The sequence below is a fragment of the Janthinobacterium sp. BJB426 genome, assembly GCF_002735705.1.
Taxonomy (GTDB): domain Bacteria; phylum Pseudomonadota; class Gammaproteobacteria; order Burkholderiales; family Burkholderiaceae_D; genus Janthinobacterium.
On sequence record NZ_PDZL01000002.1, the window covers coordinates 230,189 to 252,383 of the forward strand.

Sequence of the window (22,195 nt, forward strand, 5' to 3'; positions counted from 1 at the left end):
TTATGTCCGATATGTTGATCAGTTTAGCCCATTTTTCTTCAATGACTGGCAGGCCATACTCGCCCCTCTTTCTTTCATATCCGACACCCATGCCCTCTTCCTCACGTCTTTCACTCCCCCTGCAAGTGCTGGCCGCTTGCCTGACGGGCTTGCTGATTCCCCTGTGCTTCACGGGCCCGGCCGTGGCTCTGCCCGCCCTGGGCGCCGAACTGCACGGCAGCGCCGCCGCCCTGAACTGGGTCATCAATGCGTATATCCTCAGCTATGGCAGCGCCATGATGGTGGCCGGCAGCCTGACGGACGTGCTGGGACGGCGCCGCGTCTGGCTGGCAGGGCTGGCGCTGTTTTGCGTGGCGACCCTGGCCATCGCCCACGCGCCATCGGTGGCATGGATCGCCGTGCTGCGCTTCGTGCAAGGTCTCGGCGGCGCGGCCGCGTTCGCCGCCGCCATGTCGTCGCTGGCGCCTTTGTTCCACGGCGCGGCGCGCAACCGCGTGATGAGCGTGCTGGGCACGACGTTCGGCCTGGGCCTGGCCTTCGGTCCGCTGGCGGCCGGAGCCATGCTGGCGCTGGCCCGCTGGCCCGCCATCTTTTATGCCACGGCCGCGCTGGGCGCCATCGGCATGCTGCTGGTATGGGGCAGCGTGCCCACCGATCCCCCGCGCGGCAAGGGCCGGCTGGACTGGCCCGGCGCCATCAGCTTCAGCGCCGCGCTGGGCCTGTTGACCCTGGGCATGCTGCTGGCGCCCGAGCACGGCTGGCGCAACGGCGCCGTGCTGCTGTCCGTCGCCGCGTCCGTCCTGCTGTTCGTTGCCTTCGGCGCCATCGAGCGCCGAACGGCGCACCCGCTGCTGGATTTGTCGCTGTTCCGCCAGCGTCGCTTTGTCGCCGTGCAAGTGTTGGCCGCCTCGCCCGCCTTCCTGTTCATCGTGCTCATCGTCATGCTGCCGGGGCGCTTCATCGGCATCGACAACATGTCCGCGCTGGCGGCGGGACGCCTGATGATCGCCCTGGCCGCGCCGCTGCTGCTCGTGCCCATGCTGGCGGCGCTGCTGTCGCGCTGGATCGGTGCAGGCGCCCTGAGTGCGGCGGGACTGCTGCTGGCTGCGGCGGGACTGGCCTGGCTGGCGCAGGTGCTGGGCCATGGCGGCACCGCAGCGCTGGCCGGCCCCCTGCTGCTGATCGGCGTGGGCATAGGCTTGCCGTGGGGCTTGATGGATGGTATGGCCTTGAGCGTGGTGGAAACGGAGCGGGCCGGCATGGCGACGGGCATCTTCAATACCGTGCGCGTCAGCGCCGACGGGGTGGCGCTGGCCCTGGCAGGCGCCGTGCTGGCCAGCCTGATCGGCGCGGGCCTGGCGCATCAACTACCAGCCGATTTACCCGTGCTGGCCGCCGCCAGCCGCGCCGCGCTCGGCGATATCGAGCAAGCGACACAGCTGCTGGGCGGCCAGGAAGCGCTGCTGCGCGCCAGCTATGACGCGGCCTTCCGCCAGCTACTGCTCGGCCTGGCGGTGCTGGCCGTGGCACTGGCGGCGCTGGTGCCGTATTTGCTCAGGAAGAAAGAAAAGCGCCTGACAAAACCGTAGCGAGCGGAAGGTAGAGGTGGTCGAGAAGCGCAACCGTACTAGAGTACGGTGAGCATCGCAGGCCGCCTATACCGACGCGCAGTAGGTTTTGGACGGTGCTTTAGGCGTCCAGGCCGTAAAACACCGCAACGAGGATGGCGATATTGTTGCAGGCGCGCGCGAACGCCGTCGTTGCATAGGCCACGGCCACACTGGGGCCGCGGTAGCGCAGGTAGACAAAGCTGAACATGGCGCCGGACCCCAGCGCGACGATGGCGTGCAGCAAGCCGCCGCTGATGAAATGCACGACGGCCCACAGGATGGCGCCGATAAAAATGCTCAGCTGGCGGCTGGCGCCCAGGCGCCGGAGGATTTCCAGCGGCAGCAGCTGGCCGAGGAAGGTTTCCAGGATGGGTGAATAGATGACGACCCAGAACACCAGCAGGGGCAGCGACATTTCGCGCTTGAACTTGGACAAGCCCGTGTGTGCGCCCCAGTATTCGGGCGGCAGCAGCCATTTGGTGATAAACAGGATGGCAAAGCACAGCATGCAGGTGAGCAGACCCCAGCCGAGACCGGCAAGGGCCAGCTGCAGCACGGGCGGCGCCGGTTTGTCGTCGTCCGGTCTGGATAGATCATGGCTGCTGCGCACTTGCATGAGAAGTCCTGGCGGTGATCCAGCTCTCATTGTAGCGCGGAATACGACGCTTGGCGCATGGCTGGTGGTGCGCGGCGCTGCCGTGCTCCCGCGTCAGGCCGCCAGGCGCAGCGGTCCGCTGGCCGGCTTGGCCAGTTTAAAAATGCCCACTTCCTGTTCCAGCTGCGCCGCCTGCTGCTGCAATTCGTGCGCGGCGGCCGCCGCCTGCTCGACGAGGGCCGCGTTTTGCTGGGTCACCCTGTCCATGTCGACGATGGCGCGGTTGACTTGCTCGATGCCGGCACCCTGCTCCTGCGTGGCGTGGCTGATCTCGGCCATGATGCCCGTCACCCTGCCGATGCCGGCCACCACGTCGTGCATGGTGGCGCCCGCCTGCTCGACGAGCAAGGTTCCCGTGCCTACCTTGCTGACGGAATCGTCGATCAGCAGCTTGATTTCGCGCGCGGCGGCGCTTGAACGTTGCGCCAGGTTGCGCACTTCCGTGGCGACGACGGCGAAACCGCGTCCCTGCTCGCCAGCGCGCGCCGCTTCCACGGCCGCGTTCAATGCCAAAATATTCGTCTGGAAAGCAATGCTGTCGATCACGCCGATGATATCGACGATCTTGTTCGACGAAGCATTGATCAGGCCCATGGTGTGCACCACTTCGGCCACCGCCTTGCCGCCCTGCTCCGACACCTTCGACGCTTCGCGCGCCAGATGGTTCGCCTGTTGCGCGTTGTCCGCATTCTGGCGCACGGTGGAAATCAGTTCTTCCATCGATGAGGCCACTTCTTCCAGCGAGCCCGCCTGCTGCTCCGTGCGCTGCGACAGGTCGCGGTTGCCCGTGGCGATCTCGGTCGAGGCCGTGGCGATGCTTTCCGTTCCGTGGCGCACCTTGCCGACGATGGTGGCCAGGTTGTCGCGCATGGTCTTGATCGCGAACAATAAACTGCTGTCGTCGCCGTGGCGCGTGTGCACGTCGATGGCCAGTTCACCGAGCGCGATGCGCCCGGCGATCGTGGCCGCATACGCCGGTTCGCCGCCCAGCTGACGCAGCAGGCCGCGCGTGATGACGGTGGCGACCGCAATGCAAATGAGCACGCTGAGGGCAGCCAGCACGCCGATCCAGCGCAGCGACTGGCCGTAAATGGCGCGCGCGGCCACGCTGGCCTGCTCCGATTCGCGCTGCACGTTTTTCAGCACCGTATCGATATCGGCGACGATCTGGCGCCGCAGGGGGCTGCACTCCTCGACGAGGAAGGTGCCGTACTGTTCCATCTGCCCCGTGGCGCGGAACTGGCGCGGACGCTGCAATTCCTGCGCCATGGTTTTCAGGCCCGTGCTGACTTTCTCGAATTGCGCATCGCCGGCGAACTGCGGCGCCAGGCGCGCCAGCGCTTCCAGGTACAGCGCTTTCTGGCTGTCGAGGATGGCCAACTCTTTCTCGGCGGCAGCCTGGTCATGGAAGATATACGCGTTGCGGGCGGCCAGGCCCGTCTGGTCGAGCGCTTCGCGCGCCACGTACAGCGGTTCGAGTTTTTCCAGCTGGACTTTTTCTTGCGCGTCCATGGCGCCGGAGATGGCGCCGATACGCAGCAGCGCGAAGGCCGCCAGCACCAGCATCAGTACCACCAGCAGCCCGAAGCCTGCGCTCAGGCGCGCGCCTATCGTCAAACGATTGAATGACATCATTGTTGTTATTGCCCTGTAATAAAGTTGATTGTTGCCGGTTCCGCTAGAACCAGCGATCTGCTCGCCGTCGTGTTGCCTTTCCTGCATGGCGCAGGATGGGTCTCTAACTGGCGTTTTTTGGGCAGTCAGCTTCTAATTTCGGGCAATGCTGGCGTGCGGGAATTATCCCTACGCCATACAACAGCACACTGAATTATAAGCGAACAGCGTTATGGATGATTCCACGTGTCCACTTTTAGTGCCTTGACGCATATCAAAAAAGACAATTAACTGTTGCCAGGGGTATCGATGACGGCCATGGTGATGCGCGAAATGCAGCATAATTTGCCGTCGTCGTCGGTGATGCGGATTTCCCAGACCTGGCTGGTGCGGCCCCGGTGGATCGGCGTGGCGCGCCCCGTCACCTGGCCGCCGCGCACGCCGCGCAGGTGGTTGGCGTTGATTTCCTGGCCCACGCTCACGTGCCGGCAGGAATCGAGGCAGGCATTCGCGGCCATGCTGCCCAGGGTTTCGGCCAACAAGACGGAAGCGCCGCCATGCAGCAGTTTAAAAGGCTGCATGGTGCGGTGGTCGACGGGCATGGTCGCCTCGATCCAGTCGGGGCCGAAAGCCGTGAATGCGATGCCCAGGTGGCGCATGGCCGTGCCTACACTGGCGGCGTTGAGGGTGGCCAGGTCAAGCGGTGCGTGCCAGATTTCCATTGTTGCCTCTTCAGTGATGAAATAAAGCTATTGTAGGACAGAGTGCCAGCGCGCGCCGCTTCATCGTTCCTTCACCGTGGCACGGGGTGGCGATGGCATTAACTGGTTATAATTGCCCCATTCTTAAAAAACGAGGTTGTGTATGAAGTGGGCCTTGCTGGGCATTTTTGTGTTTTCTGTTTTACATATTCATTTTCGTGGCAAGGTACGCCTGCCGTTCCGCCGCCAGATCTTCGATCACTCCTCGTTCATGGCGCCGTTGAACCTGTTCATGCACACCTTTTCCAAGGTACCGGCCACGCCATATCTTTCCGTCGATCAATTTCCGGAACTGGCGCCGCTGCAGCAAAACTGGCAGATCATCCGCGATGAAGCGCTGCGCATGCAGGAAATGAAAAAGATCAAGGCGGCCGAAAAGAACAATGACGTGGGCTTCAATTCCTTCTTCAAATATGGCTGGAAACGTTTCTACCTGAAATGGTATGACGCGAACCACCCGTCGGCGCAGCAGATGTGCCCGCAAACCTATGCGCTGCTGCAATCGATTCCGTCGATCAAGGCGGCCATGTTCGCGGAACTGCCGCAAGGCGGCAAGCTCAACCCGCACCGCGACCCGTTCGCCGGCTCCCTGCGCTACCATCTGGGCTTGCAAACGCCGAATGACGACCGCTGCTTCATCGACGTCGACGGCGAGCGCCACAGCTGGCGCGATGGCCAGGCCGTGATGTTCGATGAAACGTATATCCATTGGGCCCGCAACGATGCCGACAGCGACCGCATCATCCTGTTCTGCGACATCGAACGCCCGATGCGCTACCGCTGGGCGCAAGGCTTGAACCGCTGGCTGGGGCGCACTCTGATGACGGCCGCCGCCTCGCCGAACGAGCTGGGCGACCAGGTCGGCGGCGTGAGCAAGCTGTTCCAGATTTCCTGGACCATGGGCCAGTACCGCCGCCGCTTCAAGGCGTGGAACAAGACGGCCTACCAGGTCACCCGCGTGGCGCTGGTGGTCGGCATCATCGCGCTGATCTACTTTATCTAGACGCCGGCATCGCCTCGTTGATAAAAACCGCCTTCGGGCGGTTTTTTTTATAATGAGGTGCCACTGACGAGGAGAATGTTGAAAAATGACCGAACGTGACCGCAAGTACGATATCCAGATCGGCGATGAGACATGGATCGAGTTCATCAGCATTGACGGCCGCTATGACCAGGCCATCGACATCGATGCCCTGCTGGACGGGCTGTGGCCGCTGATCTGCCGCCTGGAAACCCATTGCGACGCCGGCTGTTGCGGCATCGATGCCTTCGATTTCACGTGCGAAAGTATCGATACGGCGCTGCTTGAGCTTGACCGCGCGCCACTGCATGCCGCCTGCGCGCAAGCCCGCAGTGCCGTGGCAGCGGCCGCCAGCGACATATTCATCAGCAACACGATGAATCACATTGCCGATAAACGCGTGTTCCTGCAATTGCTCGAGCATCTCGAGCGCTGCACGGCGGCCCCTGAAACGGGCCAGCCGGCAAGCCAGCCGCGCTGACATCGGCGATAATACGGGCTCACACCACTCTTTTCTTTTATTTATGCGCGACATCATTGCCGGATTTCTACGTTTCCAGAAGGAAGTCTTTCCTGAACGCCGAGAGCTGTTCAAGACACTGGCGACAGGACAGACGCCGAAAGCCTTGTTCATTTCCTGCTCCGACAGCCGCATGGTGCCGGAACTGGTGACGCAGCGTGAACCTGGCGAACTGTTCGTGATCCGCAACGCGGGCAACATCGTGCCTTCGTTTGGCCCGGAACCGGGCGGCGTAAGCGCGTCCGTCGAATTTGCCGTGGCCGCCCTGAATGTGACGGACATCGTCATTTGCGGCCACTCCGATTGCGGCGCGATGAAGGCCATCGCCACCTGCACCTGCCTCGATCACATGCCGGCGGTCAAGAACTGGCTGCGGCACGCGGATGCGGCGCGCATGATCAATGAGTCGATCGAGCATGCGACAGAACAGGATCGCATCGACGGCATGGTGCGGGCCAACGTGGTGGCGCAACTCAACAACATCCGCACCCACCCTTCGGTGGCGCTGGGCATCACGCAAAAACGCCTGACCCTGCATGGCTGGGTCTACGACATCGAAAATGGCTCGCTCGACGCGCTCGACGAGGCTACCGGCCAGTTTGTCCCGCTGGCGGAACATCCGGCGTCGAAGATGTAAGGTAAACGTCGGCACACCACCGTCTTCCCTTGAGCACCGCGTCGCTCCATGATTGAATTTGGGACGCAAATTGATTGTGTCCACAAATTTATTTATGGACACAATAATTCAACCAGTCCCAACCAGCGCGAAACGCGGCCCGTATCGCCAGCACAGCGATGAATTCAAGCGTGCCGCTGTGGCGCGTACTCAGGTTGATAGGGCATCCGTTTCGCTGCTTGCCCGCGATCTGAAGATCAACACCAATCAGCTGTTCAGTTGGCGCAAGCGCTTCGGCGACGAGACGCTTGCTGCTAGTGCTAGCACTGCGCCAAGTCAACTGGTGGCAGTCACAGTGCTAAACACACCGGTGGCGGCCTCATCGGCCGCCAGCGTCTCGTCCGGCATGATCGTGGTCAACTTGGGCCAGGCCCAGCTGCGTTTGGAAGACCAGATCGACGCGGCCACGCTGACGCTGTTGCTGGCACGGCGGCTGCCATGATCGGTTTGTCAGCAGGCACGAAGATATGGCTGGCCGCCAGCGTACCGACATGCGCGCCGGCATGAACGGTCTGGCGGCGAAGGCGCAGAAGGCGCTCGCCGAATATCCAACAACTCGGCGGCCGAATGGGCGCTGCGCGGCATCGCCATCGGCCGCCGCAATTACCTGTTTACCGGTGCCGACACCGGCGGCGAGCGCGCCGCTGCGATGTACTCGCTGATCGGCACAGCCAAGCTGTACGGAAAAAATGGGCGCTAAGCCGATTCAGACCGTACCCCTGTAGCCGACGTGTCACTGTTGGCCCCACCACCAACCAGAAACATTTCCTCTTATTTCGCCGATAACATTCATAAATAAGCTATATTGCTTAGGCAAATAAAATGTTGGAATTCTATGGCCGGTGAAATCATAAGGAAGGGCGACCCCACAAGCCATGGTGGCGTTGTTCTAGAAGGGTCCATGACGGACATATGCATGGGCCAGCCCATTGCTTTTTTTGGACACAAAGTCCACTGCCCCAAGTGCAAAGGTGTTTTCCCTATTGTGGAGGGCGTGCCAACAACGACCTTTTACGGGAAAGGCGTAGCCTTGGCAGGCATGAAGACCTCTTGTGGCGCAATCCTGATCGCCACCCAGTTTTCCGACACTGTGGAATATGGCAGTGGCGCTGCGCCGCGAGCAATCTGCCCTTCGACCGCAGCCATGCGCACAGCCTTTGCCGCAGCCCTCGATGGAACATTAGCCACTCCGCCGACGAGCGACGATCACGATGACCACAAATATGACCTCGCCTTCCACGTACAGGATGAATCGACTGGACAGGCGCTTACGAATACACGCTATCGCATCACCCTGGACGACGGTACTGAGCTTATCGGTACCACTGACACTGGGGGCATGACCGAAAAAGCATGCTCGGACCATCCACAAAACGTGACGATAGAAGTACCATATTATGACCACGACAGCCCCCCTCACACCGACCACGAACACTACGCCTGCGACTGTTAGCGTAACGCCTGAGCTTAGCGGTGCTGTGTGGTGCAACCGCTTCCCAGGTAGCCGCGAAACATCAGCTCTCAAGCCCGACTTCCGGAGTAACTGTAATGCCTTTATTGCGGCAATCGAGGCGGCCGGTGGCGTCAAAAACATCGCCGCAACCTACAGGCCGCCCGAGCGCGCATATCTCATGCACTGGGCGCATAGGATTGTAAAGAACGGTTTCGATCCGACAATGGTACCGTCCATGGCCGGCGTCAACATCAAATGGGACCACCCCACACTGGAGGCTTCCGTGAGCGCGGCGCGCCAGATGTCGGCAGGGTACGGTATCGGAGGGTTGGCCGCGAACACACCGCCAGCCCTAAACACCTTGCATACAAGTCGTGAGGCGATCGACATGTCAATTACCTGGACCGGCACTCTGAATATCGCCAACAAGGACGGCTCGATCACGGAGATCAACACCACGCCGCGCACGGGCATGAACTTGCAGCTCAAAGCAGTTGGGTTGACTTATGGCGTTAAAAAATACGTTGGCGGAAATGCCGATAAACCGCACTGGTCAACTACAGGACATTAATATGAAATTTTTCGCCGCCTTTCTGATCGCCGCATGTCTCCTGCCGACGGCGCACGCTGTAGAGTCCGTGCCGGCGCGCTTGATTGGCTACTACTCGAATATGCAGACCGAAGGCGCTGACGATCCACATTTTGTCTCCGGATACGACATCGTGCTTTACCAACGCGTAGCGGAAACGATAGGCCATGTCGCTGTCGCCATCGGCACCTCCGAACCAGTCAGAGCCACCATCAAAGAGATGACATACGATTCGAAGAAAAAAGTGCTGACCTTCACCGCCGAGTACTCCAGCGGCCTGGCCACCAATCCTGTGAAAGGAGCGCCCGACCGCGAAGCTTTGCAAGTGCTCATCTTCAGCGGCGTCGTGCGTCCGCAGTCGATCTCGGGAAAAGTGGGCATCAAAGATTTCTACTGCGGTCAATGCAGGCCGGTGTTCAAGCGCGTGACACTCAAACGTATCATTGAAATGGGGCGCACGGGCGAATTACGGGCCATCCCGTTATAGTCGCCTGAGCACTTGGGCCGACTGGAGATGCATCAATCTGAAAAGAGATTACGTCTGGGCTTCAGAACACCTTGGTTGACGAACACAAATATCGGACACTGCGGTATTCAGGGATAAGTTATGAGGTTTAGCGCCCAATTTTTTCCGTTTTCCCTCTACCCCACATCGCGCTTCAGAATCCTGGCATGAGCGCAGTTGGGGCCGGCAAGTTGGCCATCGCCACGCAGAACCATGACCGGCACGGCCAGACTGAACGGTGTCGACCCCGAAGCCTGGTTGCGTCACGTGCTGAAGCATATCGCCGATCATCCCGTCAACCGGGTCGATGAGTTCTTACCCTGGAACAGCAACATGTCAGCAGCTCTTTAAGATACGCCGCTTCCCAGCGGTGCGATCGCATCATCGATCAATTTGCCATGGCATTCAATACGGCGCTGACCCGACGCTTACGATGTAAGCGCAGCAAGCCCTCGTTCAGGCGCAAGTTGCGCTTGACCTTATCAAGGCGGGAAGGTTCAAGGTAGCGGTATTCAAGCGACATCAAGGAGAATCCCGCATGCCAAAAATCACCGTCCTGCCCCATCCCGAGCTGGCGCCGGAAGGCGCCGTGTTTGACGCGCCGCAGAACATGAGCATTTGCGATGCATTGCAGCGCAACAAAATAGATATAGAACACGCCTGCGGCCAGGTAGGTGCCTGTTCCACCTGCCATGTGGTCGTGGTGCAGGGTTTCGACTCGCTCAATGAACTGGGCGACAATGAGGAAGACATGCTGGACCAGGCCTGGGGCTTGCAGCCCCACTCGCGCCTGTCGTGCCAGGCCCGCGTGTCAAACACAGACCTGACGCTCGAACTGCCCAGGTACACGCTCAACCACGCCAAGGAATAGTCCCCGCGCGGCTGCCCCACTGCCCTACCTGATTACCACATGATCACGCGCTGCTCGGGCGGCAAGTACATCGGGTCGCCCGGCTTGATGCCGAACGCCTCGTAGAAGCCGGGCTGGTTCTTGACCGTGCCCTTGGCGCGGAATTCGCCCGGCGAATGCGGATCGCTCTTGATCTGCGCGATGGCCGCTTCGGGACGCAATTTCGCGCGCCACTTCTGCGCAAAACCGATGTACAGGCGCTGTTCGCCCGTCAAGCCATCGATGACGGGCGACGGCTTGCCGCCCAGCGAACGCTGGTAGGCCTTGTAGGTGATCGACAGGCCGGAATTGTCGCCGATGTTTTCACCCAGGGTCAGCTCGCCATTGATGTGGTAGCCCGGCACGGGGCTATAGGCGCCATACTGCTTGACGAGGCCGGCGGCCAGCGCCTTGAAGGCCGTGCGGTCTTCAGCCGTCCACCAGTTGCGCAAGCGGCCCTTGGCGTCATATTGACTGCCGGAATCGTCGAAGGCATGGCTGATTTCATGGCCGAAGGTGATGCCCAGCAAGCCGTAATTGACGGCATCTTCCGCTTTCACGTTGAAGAATGGCGGTTGCAAAATGGCGGCCGGGATCGTGATGGCGTTGAGGGCCGGGCTGTAGCTGGCGTTGACGGTTTGCGGCGTCATCGACCATTCGTCGCGGTCGACAGGCTTGCCCAGCTTGGCCAGGTTTTGCTGGCGGCTCCACACGCGCGCTGCGCGCACGTTGGCGATCAGGTCATTCGGCTGCGTCGTCATGCTGCTGTAGTCGCGCCAGGTATCGGGATACGCGATCTTCGGCTTCAAGGCCGCCAGCTTGAGCTGAGCTTCCTTCTTGGTTTCCGGGCCCATCCAGTCGAGCTGCTCGATGCCATCCTTGAACGAGGCGACGAAATTGTCGAACATGGCCATCACGCGGGGCCGGGTTTCCGGCGGCAGATACATTTCCACGTAGCGCTTGCCGACGGCGTCGCTGATGGCGCCATCCGTGAAGCGCAGCGCCAGTTGCCACTGCGGTTCGCTTTGCGGCACGCCGCGCAGCACCGTGCCGTCGAAGGCGAAGCGCTCCTTGACCGTGGCGTTATCCAGGAACGAGGCATAGCTTTCGATGATGCGCCAGTTCAGATAGCTCTTCCACGATTCCAGCGGCACGGCGGCCACGGTCTCGGCAAAGCCCGTCATGAAGCTGGGCTGGCGCACGACGGCAGAAGTAGCCTTTGGCGCCAGGCCGGCGGCAGTAAAGTAGGCGTTCCAGTCGAAGGCCGGCGCCAGTGCCGCGAATTTATCGAAATCGACGCGGTTGTACGATTTGACGGGGTCGCGCATCTGCACGCGCGTCCACTGCACGGCCGCCAGGCGCGTTTCGATGTCGAGTATCTGCGCCGCGTGGGCGGCCGCAGCCTTGTCGCCGCTCATGGCCAGCATGGTTTCGATATGCTTGAGGTATTTGGCGCGCACGGCTTGCAGCTTGGCGTCGTCTTCCTTCAGGTAGTAATCGCGGTCAGGCAAGCCCAAGCCGGACTGGCTGATGTTGACCGTGTACTGCTCCGGGTCTTGCGCATCGGGCGCCACATAGGCGGAAAACGGCGTCGCGACGCCATTGCTTTGCAGATAGGCCAGCAACGCCGGCAAGTCTTTCTTGTCCTTCACGGCGGCGACGCGGGCAAGTTCGGCGCGCAGGGGCTTGAAGCCGGCCGCATTGCGCGCCTTGTCGTTCATGAAGCTCGTGTACAGGTCGGCGATCTTGTGCGCCTCGCTACCCGGCTTGCCGGGATTTTTCAGGGTCGCATCGATCAGGCCGCGCAACTGGCCCTGGGCGATTTCGCGCAATTCGATGTAGGTGCCCCAGACGGATTTGTCGGCCGGGATGTCCGTATTGCGGGTCCAGACGCCGTTGACGTAGCCGTAGAAGTCATCCCGGGGGCTGACCGCGGGGTCCAGGGTTTTCAGGTCGATGCCGGAGACGGGCGCGGTGGCATTGGAGGCTTGGGCGTACAGCGACGGCGAAGATAAGGCGAGCAAGGCGCAGCAGGCGGCGCTGATCAGCGAACGTTTCACGAAGATTCCTTTAATTGTTTTCACTTCATGTTGGGGAACATGCTTGTCCAGGCATGAGAGGCTGGATTATAGTCCGCGTACCTGCGGGGAAACAATGCCCGTTAAACAAGTCCAGTGATCCGTTGGGCGTTGAAGCACGCCTCGAGCCAGCGCCGATGATCAGCAAATGTTACTATTTAGCAATAGCCATATCCCCCCCCGCGCCATATCTATTGGACTGGCGCTTTGCCTGGAGAAGTTTGATGCAGGAATTCAGATTCAATATTTTCGGCACGCTGATCGCCATCCGGGGAAATCAGGGAGTATGGCGCGCATTCTATCTCGGTACCGAAGGCAAGCGCCGGCCCGCCGATTTCATTATTCCCGACGATATTCAAGACGATGCACTGTGCGAGTATTTGGCGGACCTGTTCCACGAAGAAGCGACGCCGCGCAATAACACGGCGACGCAAATCAGCTCGCCTGCATTGAAGGCCTAGCCTACTTCACCGGCTCGAACGTCACCGTCAGCCCATTGCCCGTGGTCCTGATCTGGGTGGGCACGAATTGCACGCCCGCGTAGTGCAATTCGTCGGGCTTGAAGGTGTATATGGGCGTTTCATGCATGAGCTGGTCGGCCACCAGGCTGGCCACCTTGGCAAACTGGCGCTGCTGCGACTCGTCCATGCCGTCGATGGTGACCTTGTCCACGCTCGCTTCGCTCAGGTAGACGGCATTGCGCTGGGCGTCGAGCACGAGGCGGCCCGACATGGCCAGGCTGCCGCGCCAGCTCTGGCGTATGAATGGCGGCAAGACGCTGGCATCGACGCTGAGGGCAACCCGTTCGCGCTCGGGCTGCAGCGACAATTGCGGACGGGTCAGCTTGACGTCCAGCACGGACAGCACACGCTTGTCGATCGGAAAGCGGCGCTCCAGGCCTTGCTGCATCTTGCTCAGCGACACATTCACGTCGCGCGGGCCGATCAGGGTGGAACACGCGGCCAGCATGGTGCAGGCCAAAGCGGTGATGGCGGCGGTTTTCAACAAGGGAAAGGTCATGGATAGTCTCGGTGGAAAGATGGCGCCATATTACACATGCGCCCGCTTTCACGCAAAAACCGGCGCCCACCTTGCAGCGGGCGCCGGTTCCTGTGTTGCCCTTGTCAGCGCACGAACAGGGCGATCAGTATGACGATGGGCAATGGAATACCCAGCAGCAGCAAGAGGATGGAACGCATGGCAGACTCCTTGATTGTATGGGTGGCTTAAATGGTCACGTGGCGCAGCACTCTTTCATGGTCGCGCTGGCGGCCGCCAAACGTTGCCGCCAGGCTGGCCACGAAAGCGCCCAGCAGCAAGGCGACGAACATCCACAGTGCCGTGTGGGCGCCGGCCTTGCGGGCCGTGTCGGCCGCTTGCTGTGCTTTCGCCTTGGCATCGGCGGCGGCCTTGGCGGCGCGGGCGTAGACGGCGTCGACGCGCGCTTCCGCCTCAGCCTGCGTCAAGCCTGTGCGACTGGCCACGACCTGGCCCAGGTAGGTGCGGTCATCGGGGGCCAGGCTGCCCGTGGACAGGCCAGTGGCAAAGATCTTGCCGATTTCCACGCGCAGGTCGGCGGCCGTGCCGCCCGTTTCAGGCGCCGGTGCGGCGCGCAGCAGCATGTCCGAGAAATAGTCAAGCGGATTGGCGCCGCTACCCTCGCCCGCCTTGGCGCCTGCAGCCCCGGCACCGGCCGCCGCGGCCGGGGACACCGCCGCCGCCACGCCGCTGCCTGCGTCGATGGCGCCGCTCAGTACGGCGCGCGTGCCGCCGGCCAGCACGGCCACGGTGATCAGGGTGGCCACGGCCCAGGCCAGCAAGCCGTGCGCAGTATCGCGGAAATGCACCTCATCCGTGTGAATCGAGCTCCATTTCACGCGCAGGCGTCCCGCCATGTAGCCGCCGATGCCGGAGGCGGCCAGCTGCATGAAAGCCAGCCAGGCGATGGTCGACACGCCGATGGCCGTCGCATTGAACGACCACGGCGACACGGACGACAGGCCCAGGCCCACGCCGAGGATCAGCAGGATGAAGGACAAGGCGGCCGCAGCGGCAGCGCCCGCCAGCACAGCGCCCCAGGACACGCCCGGATTGTTCAGGTCCGACACGGACAATTGTGTAGCTTGCATGGAATACTCCCTTGATTGTTGATTTTTTAAGCCGCTCAGGCGGCCACGCCCGTCAGCTGTTCCTTGCGCGCGGCCATTTCCTTGCCCAGCGCGTCGAGGTCGACGGCCGTATGGCGCACCTTGGGAAACATGTCGCCCTCTTCTTCCTGGACGTGGTGCTCGATCTGCTCGGACAGCACCTTGACCTTGGCGTCGTACAGGTCGTCGGCAGGATCCATGGCGGCAATCTGCGCGATGAGTTCCTTGGCGCTCGCGTGCTCGACGACGGCTTCATCCATCAGGTCGCCATCGTGGATCGGGCGGCGCACGGCCGGATAGAAGATTTCTTCTTCCAGTTGCGTGTGCACGGTCAATTCCTGGCATATCTGGTCGGCCAGCTTTTTCTTGGTGGCAAATGAGCGGTCGCTCAAGCCTTCATACTGGGCAAACAGAGCCTTCACTGCCTTATGGTCCTGCATCAATAAACTGATCGCGTTCATGGCGCCTCCTTGTTGTGGATGAGGCAAGGATGCGCCACGGCGGCGCCAGCGTATGTGCGACGCCTTACACAATCTTGATTTTTAATACATTCGCTTGTTTGGCTTCCTACTTGATGCCGTGATGGCCCATCAGGTCGTACAGGGTGGGCCGGCTCACGCCCAGCAGCTCGGCCGCCCTGGCGATATTGCCGTCGGCCCGCGCCAGCGCGCGCACCATCACCTTGTATTCCGCCCCTTCGCGGGCCTGGCGCAGGTTCAGCGGCTCATCCGGGGGCGCCGCCTGGGCGCTGGCGGGCAAGCCCAGGTCGTCGGCGGCGATCTGCGGTCCGTCACACATGATGACGGCCCGCTTGATGCAGTTTTCCACTTCGCGCACATTGCCGGGCCAGCCATAGCTTTCGATCAGCTGCAGCGCGCCCGCGCTGAAATGCAGGTTGCCGCGCCCCTCGCTGGCGCAGAACTTGTTCTTGAAATGCTGCGCCAGCAAGGTGCCATCGCCGACCCGCTCACGCAAGGGTGGAATGCGCAAGACGATTTCGCTGAGGCGGTAAAACAGGTCTTCGCGGAAACGTCCCTGTTCCGCCAGCATTTTTAAATCCTGGTGCGTGGCGCAGACGATGCGCACGTCGACGGCGATCTCGGCACGCCCGCCCACGCGCTCGATCACCCGTTCCTGCAGGAAGCGCAGCAATTTCGCCTGCAGCGCCATCGGCATGTCGCCGATTTCATCGAGAAAGAAAGTGCCGCCATGGGCCAGTTCGATCTTGCCCAGGGTTTGCCGGGCCGCGCCCGTAAAGGCCCCCCGCTCGTAGCCAAACAGTTCGCTTTCCAGCAGGTTTTCGGGGATGGCCGCGCAATTGATGGCAACAAAGCGTTGCGCATGGCGGCTCGACAGCGCATGCAAGCCGCGTGCAATCAGTTCCTTGCCGCTGCCAGAATCGCCGAGCAGCATCACGCTGGCCGATGAGGGCGCCACTTTTTCCACGTTGCGGCACAATTTCAGCATGCCGGGATCGCGGCTGACGATGCCGGCCAAAGGGGAATCCGCCTGCGTCTGCAGCATGCGGCGGTTTTCCTGCTGCATCGCGTGCAAATAGAACGCGCGGGCGATAACCAGGCCCAGCATGTCGGCCTCGAACGGCTTCTGGTGGAAATCGTAGGCGCCCAGCGCGATGGCTTTCAAGGCATGCGCGCGCTCCTGGTTGCCCGACAGGATGATGACTTTCGTGTCCGGCGCCAGCGCGAGGATTTGCTGCAAGGTGGCCAGGCCTTCCGTGGCGCCGTCCGGGTCGGGCGGCAAGCCCAGGTCCATCGTCACCACGGCCGGCTGGTGGCGCCGCACGAGCGCCAGCGCCGCCTCGCGCTCGCCCGCCAGCAAGACGTCATAACCGTCAAAGCTCCAGTGCAACTGCTTTTGCAGACCGGGATCGTCTTCGATGACCAGCAGTTTTTGCTTGCCCATGGCACTCCTTTGCTAGGCCGCATGCAGCGGCAGGATCACGCGAAACGTCGTGCCCACTTGCGGCTCGCTGCGCACTTCCAGGCTGCCGCCCACTTCGCGCAGGTATTCGCGGCTTTCGAACACGCCGATGCCCATGCCCGCCGTCTTGGTCGTGTCGAACGGTGTAAATAGACGTTCGCGGATGAATTGCTCGCTCATGCCCTGCCCCGTATCGTCGAGCTCGACGACGGCCGTGTGCTGCACGCGCCGCAAGCGCACGGCCACCTTGCCATCGCTGGCCGTCGCCTCGATGGCATTCTGTATCAAGTGCCCCAGCACCCGTTCCAGGCGCGCGCGGTTGGCCAGCACCGTCAGCTCGCCATCGACGATTTCCAGCCGGGGCGCCGGCGCCAGGCTGGCCTTGGCCGCCACGGCCTGGCGCAGCAAGCCATCGAGCAGCAGCGGCGCCGACGCTTCCGGCGCCTCGCCGCGCGCCAGTTTCTGCAGCAGGGTCTTCATTTTCTGCACGGAATGCTCCAAAGTGCCCAGCATGTCTTCCTGGAAGGCGGGATTGGCACGGTGCTTTTTCGCATTGCTCAGTAAAAGGGATAATTGAAACACCAGGTTTTTGAGGTCGTGCACGATGAAAGTGGACATGCGGTTGAACGAGTCGAACTGGCGCGCCACCGTCAGGGTATCGAGCGATTCGCGGTGCGCCAGGTAGCTGGCGGCCTGGCTGCCGGCAATTTTCAGCACGTCGCGGATTTCCCAGTTCAAGCTGATGCGCGTGCGGGGCCGCGCCAGCGCGACAAAGGCGAACAGCTGGCCATGCAGCATCAGGGGCACCAGCAGCCACACATCGGGCAGCGCCAGCAGCGCCGGCGGCAACAGCAAGCCGCCATACTGGCCCGGATTCTGCACGCAATCGGGCACGTCGATCACCCATAACCGTGCCTCCAGGAACTGGCACAAAGGGCCGGCCGCCGGCTCGCTCCACGTGCCAGGCGGCCAGTTCCAGCTGGCGGCCGGGGCAAACTGGCCCTGCTCGCGCAAGATCCACAGCGCGCCGGCGCGGCTTTCCACCAGCTGCGCCATGGCCTGTATCGTGCGTTCGCCCAGCGCCGGACCATCTTCGGACAAGGCCCGCGTAAATCTCAGCCACTCCTCGCGGTAATCGAAGATGGCATTGTAAAAATGTTTATTGATAGTCACCTTGAGCTTGGCGCGCAGGCTGCCGGAAAACAGCACGCCCGCCAGCAGCAGGGCCGCGCCGCCCAGGTAAGCCATCTGCATCAAGGATCCCCAGGTGCCGCCGAAGTAGCGCAAATAATAGGCGCTGGCCGCCATGGCCAGCAAATAGATGGCCGAGCCCAGCAAGGCGGCCGAGCGGTACAGCATCTGGCGCGAGACGGACAAGCCCAGCGCCCAGCCCGGATTGCGCGCCGCCGAGATGGCCAGCAGCGGCGCGCACAAGGCATCGACGATGCCGCGCGCGGCCCAGATGTCATCGTTGACCGCCCGAAACAGCAAGGCGTCGCTGTACAGATAGAAATCGTAGGCAAACAGGCCGCCAACACCGAGGCACGCAAACTTGATGCCCCAGCGTTTCAACGGTGGCGTATTGCGGTACCACTGTTCCACCAGCAACATGCCCAGCACGGCCAGCAGCAAACGGCAGACACTGGCGATGATACGAGCCGGTAAAGGCAGCGCCAGCCAGGATGAGGCCATGGAGAACAGCCAGGGCGCCAGCGCCGTGAGAATGATGCCGGCCAGCAGCAGGCGCAAGCGGGGCCGCGACGGTTCGATCAGCAGCAGCAAAAACACCAGCCAGGCCAGGGTGCGCAGCAATTCCAGCGCGTCGCCGGCCAGCGCGGCGCGCTGGCCCAGCAGCACCAGCACCACCGTGCCCGTGGCCCAGCCGCCCGTCGCCAGACAGGCAAGCAGCAAGGCGCGCACGTTCTGCCGCGCACGCCAGTTGCTGATGAGCAGCAGCGCCAGCACGAAGAAGGCCAGCGACGCCAGGCCATGGCTGAGGGCTGCCGCGTCGGCCGCCGCCAGCCAGTCCGACTGCTCCCGCATCACCGGCTGCCCTTGCCAAACAGCACCACCTGCACCGTGTCAAGCAAGATCAGCAAGTCAAGGAACAGGCTATTGTTTTTCACATAATACAAATCGTATTGCAGTTTTTTGACGGCATCGTCGACGGAGGCGCCATATTGATAGCGCACCTGTGCCAGGCCCGTGATGCCTGGCTTGATGCTGTGACGAATGTTGTAGTACGGCACCTGCTGCTTCAGTTGCTCGACAAAATACGCGCGCTCGGGACGGGGGCCCACGAAACTCATTTCGCCGCGAAACACATTGAGCATTTGCGGCAGCTCGTCGATACGTAGCTTGCGGATCAGCTTGCCCACGCGCGTGATGCGCGCATCGTTGTCCAGCGCCCAGATAGGCTTGCCATCGCGCTCCGCATCGCAGCGCATGCTGCGAAATTTCAGCACATTGAAGGGCAAGCCGTCGCGCCCCACCCTTTCTTGCTGGTAGAACACGGGGCCGCCGTCTTCCAGGCGGATGCACAGGGCCGTCACCAGCATCACGGGCAGCGCGGCCAGGCAGATGACGCCGCTGGCCGCCAGGTCGAACAAACGCTTCGAGGCGGCGCGGAAAAAACTCTGGTCGAAGCCGCCGCCATAGATCAGATAGCTCGGTTGCAAGGAATCGATGCGGATCTGGCACGCTTCGCGCTCGAAAAACGTGGCCGCATCGATCACCTTGACGCCGCCCAGCGCGCATTCCAGTAGTTGCTTGGCAGGAAACGCGCCATTGCGCCGGTCGCTGACGGAGACGACGATCTCATGCGCCGCATGGCGCTGGGCCATGGCCAGCAGCGACGGTTCGGCCGGCAGCAAGGCCGAGGCCGGCACGCAGCAGCGCTCGCCAGCCACATCGATGCAGCCCACCACCGTAAACTGGTGGAAACCGATCTTGCTGGCCGCCAGCTCCATGCATTCGCGCGCCAGCGCCCCGCCGCCGACGAGGATCAGCCGGCCTTCCATCAGCGCCGATTGCGAGGACTTGAACACCACCAGGCGCGCCAGCAACACGCCGATGGCACCCAGGCCGAAGATCAGCACGCTTCCGCGCCCGAAATGCAAGGAAGGGATAAAACGGATCAAGACGCTCAGCACGGCAAAACCCAGCGCGAACGACGGCAGGATGCGCAATAAGGTGTTGCGGATGTCTTCACGCGAGCGGTGCTGGTACATGCCCAGCGCGCTCATGCTGAAAACGATGACCATCGCAAAGATCGAGGACGACAAATACACCTCGCCCGCCCGCACAAGGCGGCTGCCATCAGCCAGCCACAGCAGGGACGTCAGGGTGGCCGACAGCAGCAGGATCAGGATTTCCAGCAACAGCAAGATAAACGCTGTTTTCGAGACGTAATGGCTGAAGATGCGGATCATGGGGCCTCCTGCGGCAAAGGCAACACGCCGCGCACAAGGCGGCTTGCTACCGGTCTTGCCATCATGGCCAACTGTTCCAAGAAGACATTGATGCGCCACAAGCTACGGCCCCAGCTATCTTTCACTGGCAGAATTTATCTCAACACATTACCGATTGATGTGAAATGGACTATAGTATGCTTCCCCTGAAAAAAGATAAATGTCATGAAATTTGATGTAGCGATTGTCGGCAGTGGCCTGGCGGGTTTATCGGTTGCACTGCATTTAGCTGAAACGCGCACCGTCGCGATCATTTCCAAACGCGCGCTGCTCGACGGCGCCAGCAACTGGGCGCAAGGCGGGATCGCGGCCGTGCTGGACTCGGGCGACAGCCACCAGCAGCACATCGAAGACACCCTGATCGCAGGCGGCGGCCTGTGCGACGAGAGCGCCACGCGCTACATCGTCGAGCACGGCCGCGAAGCCATCGAATGGCTGATCGAGCAAGGCGTGCCATTTACGCGCGACGCCACGGCCGAGCTGGGCTTCCACCTGACCCGCGAAGGCGGACACAGCCAGCGCCGCATCATCCACGCGGCCGACGCCACCGGGCACGCCGTGCAAGTAACGCTGGAAGAAAAGGTGCGCGCCCACCCGAACATCAGCCTGTTCGAACACCATTGCGCGATCGACCTGATCACCTCCGACAAGCTGGGCATGAAGCCGACACAGCGCAATGCGCAACCGCATTGCCACGGCCTGTACGTGCAGGATGAGCAAACCGGTAAAGTACTGACCTTTGCCGCCGAGCACACCGTGCTGGCCACGGGCGGCGCCGGCAAGGTGTATTTATATACCACCAACCCCGACACGGCCAGCGGCGACGGCATCGCCATGGCCTGGCGCGCCGGCTGCCGCGTGTCGAACATGGAATTCATCCAGTTCCACCCGACATGCTTGTACCACCCCTACGCGAAATCGTTTTTGATCACCGAAGCCATCCGTGGCGAAGGCGGCTTGCTGAAACTGCCGCCGGAAGCGGGCGCGGCGGCCGGCCAGCGCTTCATGCTGGCGCACGACGAGCGGGCCGAACTGGCGCCGCGCGACGTGGTGGCGCGCGCCATCGACTTCGAGATCAAGAAGCGCGGTCTCGACTACGTGCACCTGGACATCAGCCACAAGCCGGCCGAATTCCTCATCGAACACTTTCCCACCATCTACGCGCGCTGCCTGGAACTGGGCATCGACATCACCAAGCAGCCTATCCCCATCGTGCCCGCCGCCCACTACACGTGCGGCGGCGTCGTGACGGACTTGTCCGGCCGCGCCGACTTGCCGGGTCTGTATGCCGTCGGCGAGACGGCGTGCACGGGTCTGCATGGCGCGAACCGCCTGGCGAGCAATTCCTTGCTGGAATGCATCGTCATCGGCCGCGCCTGCGCACAGGACATCGAAAGCAAGGAAAAGCTGGGCACGCCGTATCTGCCCGACTGGGACGAAAGCCGGGTCACGGATGCGGACGAAGAAGTAGTGATTTCCCACAACTGGGACGAGTTGCGCCGCTTCATGTGGAATTATGTCGGCATCGTGCGCACGACCAAGCGCCTGGAGCGTGCCCAGCACCGCATCGCCCTGCTGAAAGAGGAGATCGACGAGTACTACCGCAACTTCCGCATCACGCACGATTTATTGGAACTGCGCAATCTCGTTGACGTGGCCTCGATGATCGTCAACAGCGCCCTGTCGCGCCGCGAAAGCCGCGGCCTGCACTTCAGCCGCGATTATCCGGAAACCTTGCCGAAGGCAATCGCCAGCGTGCTGACGCCGCCGCATAGGTAAACTGTTCGTGATAGGGGAGATGCCTCACTGGCATACTCCCCGGCGGCTCATCAGACCGCCCTTCTCTTTTATTTTTGCGTTCCCCACACTGGCGGCTGTGGCAGTGGCTGCGTTGGTTGAAACGATGGTAGAGGTTGCAGCGGTTGAAACTCCTGGCGTGGCGCTGGCTTTGCCTGAGGCTGATATCCGTAAGAGCTATCTGCTTGATTTGGAACAGTTCCAGCCTTCCCCGTGTAGGGATTGACGTTGCCCTGTGTGCTGTAATTATTCGAAATGGTGCTGTCAGGTGCGGTTCTTTGATGCGGTGCCACGTAAGTTCCATCTTTTTTCGTGTACCCATTTACATGCACTTGGGCACTCGCAATGCCGGTGAAGAACACCATTGATATCGCTAAGTATTTAATCATTTACTTCTTTCAGGTTCCGGCATAGTGGCGTGTCGTTGCGCCCGCAAAAAAGATTGCCGTTTCCTTGAGGCTATATTTTT

At 61.7% G+C, this 22,195-nt stretch carries 22 protein-coding genes and 1 pseudogene; 12 read left to right on the plus strand and 11 right to left on the minus strand.

Features of this window, described 5'->3' with window-relative positions:
* The first annotated feature begins 89 nt into the window (after positions 1-89).
* Positions 90-1,589: an MFS transporter gene (locus CSQ93_RS04040; RefSeq protein ID WP_099376874.1), complete on the plus strand. Its 1,500-nt coding sequence runs from the start codon at positions 90-92 to the stop codon at positions 1,587-1,589.
* A 100-nt stretch (positions 1,590-1,689) separates the two neighbouring features.
* On the opposite strand, the gene CSQ93_RS04045 is transcribed toward CSQ93_RS04040, so the two are convergent.
* From CSQ93_RS04045 to CSQ93_RS04055, 3 genes are all read right to left on the minus strand, one after another.
* Positions 1,690-2,226, minus strand: coding sequence for a CPBP family intramembrane metalloprotease (locus CSQ93_RS04045; RefSeq protein WP_099376875.1), 537 nt, complete (start codon positions 2,224-2,226; stop codon positions 1,690-1,692).
* Positions 2,227-2,319: 93 nt separating this feature from the next.
* Complete coding sequence (locus tag CSQ93_RS04050; protein ID WP_099376876.1) at positions 2,320-3,900, minus strand: methyl-accepting chemotaxis protein; 1,581 nt, start codon at positions 3,898-3,900, stop codon at positions 2,320-2,322.
* A gap of 266 nt (positions 3,901-4,166) precedes the next feature.
* The gene (locus CSQ93_RS04055) at positions 4,167-4,601 is read right to left on the minus strand and encodes a hotdog fold thioesterase (protein WP_099376877.1); all 435 of its coding nucleotides are present in this window, start codon (positions 4,599-4,601) and stop codon (positions 4,167-4,169) included.
* Between the two features lie 142 nt (positions 4,602-4,743).
* Between CSQ93_RS04055 and lpxO the strand changes: the two genes are divergently transcribed.
* From lpxO to fdx, 9 genes and pseudogenes are all read left to right on the plus strand, one after another.
* Complete coding sequence (gene lpxO, locus CSQ93_RS04060) at positions 4,744-5,643, plus strand: lipid A hydroxylase LpxO (RefSeq protein WP_034787360.1); 900 nt, start codon at positions 4,744-4,746, stop codon at positions 5,641-5,643.
* 85 nt (positions 5,644-5,728) lie between these two features.
* Positions 5,729-6,142, plus strand: a complete 414-nt coding sequence (locus CSQ93_RS04065) for a DUF6331 family protein (RefSeq protein ID WP_099376878.1) — start codon at positions 5,729-5,731, stop codon at positions 6,140-6,142.
* A gap of 43 nt (positions 6,143-6,185) precedes the next feature.
* On the plus strand, positions 6,186-6,818 hold the full coding sequence (locus CSQ93_RS04070) for a carbonic anhydrase (protein ID WP_034787358.1): 633 nt from the start codon (positions 6,186-6,188) through the stop codon (positions 6,816-6,818).
* 58 nt (positions 6,819-6,876) lie between these two features.
* Entirely contained in the window at positions 6,877-7,299 is a 423-nt protein-coding gene (locus tag CSQ93_RS04075; RefSeq protein WP_158301110.1) for a transposase, read from the plus strand.
* Positions 7,300-7,692: 393 nt separating this feature from the next.
* Entirely contained in the window at positions 7,693-8,310 is a 618-nt protein-coding gene (locus CSQ93_RS04085; RefSeq protein WP_099376880.1) for a PAAR domain-containing protein, read from the plus strand.
* Positions 8,255-8,881, plus strand: coding sequence for a peptidoglycan-binding domain-containing protein (locus CSQ93_RS04090; RefSeq protein WP_099376881.1), 627 nt, complete (start codon positions 8,255-8,257; stop codon positions 8,879-8,881). Before CSQ93_RS04085 ends, CSQ93_RS04090 begins: the two co-directional genes overlap by 56 nt.
* Before the next feature lies 1 nt (position 8,882).
* A complete protein-coding gene (locus CSQ93_RS04095) occupies positions 8,883-9,386 on the plus strand; it encodes a hypothetical protein (protein ID WP_099376882.1) in 504 nt (167 codons plus the stop codon).
* A gap of 231 nt (positions 9,387-9,617) precedes the next feature.
* Positions 9,618-9,755 (plus strand): annotated as a pseudogene (locus CSQ93_RS04100) (transposase domain-containing protein); the annotation flags it as partial.
* Positions 9,756-9,942: 187 nt separating this feature from the next.
* A complete protein-coding gene (fdx, locus tag CSQ93_RS04105) occupies positions 9,943-10,275 on the plus strand; it encodes an ISC system 2Fe-2S type ferredoxin (RefSeq protein WP_099376883.1) in 333 nt (110 codons plus the stop codon).
* A 32-nt stretch (positions 10,276-10,307) separates the two neighbouring features.
* On the opposite strand, the gene CSQ93_RS04110 is transcribed toward fdx, so the two are convergent.
* Complete coding sequence (locus tag CSQ93_RS04110; protein WP_099376884.1) at positions 10,308-12,353, minus strand: M13 family metallopeptidase; 2,046 nt, start codon at positions 12,351-12,353, stop codon at positions 10,308-10,310.
* Between the two features lie 242 nt (positions 12,354-12,595).
* On the opposite strand from CSQ93_RS04110, the gene CSQ93_RS04115 reads away from it, so the two are divergent.
* Positions 12,596-12,832 carry a DUF7661 family protein gene (locus tag CSQ93_RS04115; protein WP_099376885.1) on the plus strand — a complete coding sequence of 79 codons (237 nt, stop codon included), beginning with the start codon at positions 12,596-12,598 and terminating at the stop codon, positions 12,830-12,832.
* 1 nt (position 12,833) lies between these two features.
* On the opposite strand, the gene CSQ93_RS04120 is transcribed toward CSQ93_RS04115, so the two are convergent.
* The 6 genes from CSQ93_RS04120 to CSQ93_RS04145 form a co-directional block, all read right to left on the minus strand.
* Positions 12,834-13,391, minus strand: a complete 558-nt coding sequence (locus CSQ93_RS04120) for a DUF1439 domain-containing protein (protein ID WP_099376886.1) — start codon at positions 13,389-13,391, stop codon at positions 12,834-12,836.
* 206 nt (positions 13,392-13,597) lie between these two features.
* Positions 13,598-14,500, minus strand: coding sequence for a hypothetical protein (locus CSQ93_RS04125; protein WP_099376887.1), 903 nt, complete (start codon positions 14,498-14,500; stop codon positions 13,598-13,600).
* A gap of 35 nt (positions 14,501-14,535) precedes the next feature.
* Positions 14,536-14,979 carry a hemerythrin domain-containing protein gene (locus tag CSQ93_RS04130; protein WP_099376888.1) on the minus strand — a complete coding sequence of 148 codons (444 nt, stop codon included), beginning with the start codon at positions 14,977-14,979 and terminating at the stop codon, positions 14,536-14,538.
* Positions 14,980-15,085: 106 nt separating this feature from the next.
* Positions 15,086-16,441: a PEP-CTERM-box response regulator transcription factor gene (prsR, locus tag CSQ93_RS04135; protein ID WP_099376889.1), complete on the minus strand. Its 1,356-nt coding sequence runs from the start codon at positions 16,439-16,441 to the stop codon at positions 15,086-15,088.
* Positions 16,442-16,453: 12 nt separating this feature from the next.
* Positions 16,454-18,502, minus strand: a complete 2,049-nt coding sequence (gene prsK, locus CSQ93_RS04140) for an XrtA/PEP-CTERM system histidine kinase PrsK (RefSeq protein WP_199534248.1) — start codon at positions 18,500-18,502, stop codon at positions 16,454-16,456.
* Positions 18,502-19,890 carry a TIGR03013 family XrtA/PEP-CTERM system glycosyltransferase gene (locus tag CSQ93_RS04145; protein ID WP_099376891.1) on the minus strand — a complete coding sequence of 463 codons (1,389 nt, stop codon included), beginning with the start codon at positions 19,888-19,890 and terminating at the stop codon, positions 18,502-18,504. The genes prsK and CSQ93_RS04145 overlap by 1 nt, the downstream gene beginning before the upstream one ends.
* Before the next feature lie 204 nt (positions 19,891-20,094).
* Between CSQ93_RS04145 and nadB the strand changes: the two genes are divergently transcribed.
* Positions 20,095-21,708, plus strand: coding sequence for an L-aspartate oxidase (gene nadB / locus CSQ93_RS04150; RefSeq protein WP_099376892.1), 1,614 nt, complete (start codon positions 20,095-20,097; stop codon positions 21,706-21,708).
* Between the two features lie 68 nt (positions 21,709-21,776).
* Here the strand turns inward: nadB and CSQ93_RS28710 are convergent, their stop codons facing one another.
* A complete protein-coding gene (locus CSQ93_RS28710; RefSeq protein ID WP_158301111.1) occupies positions 21,777-22,115 on the minus strand; it encodes a hypothetical protein in 339 nt (112 codons plus the stop codon).
* Between the last annotated feature and the right edge of the window lie 80 nt (positions 22,116-22,195).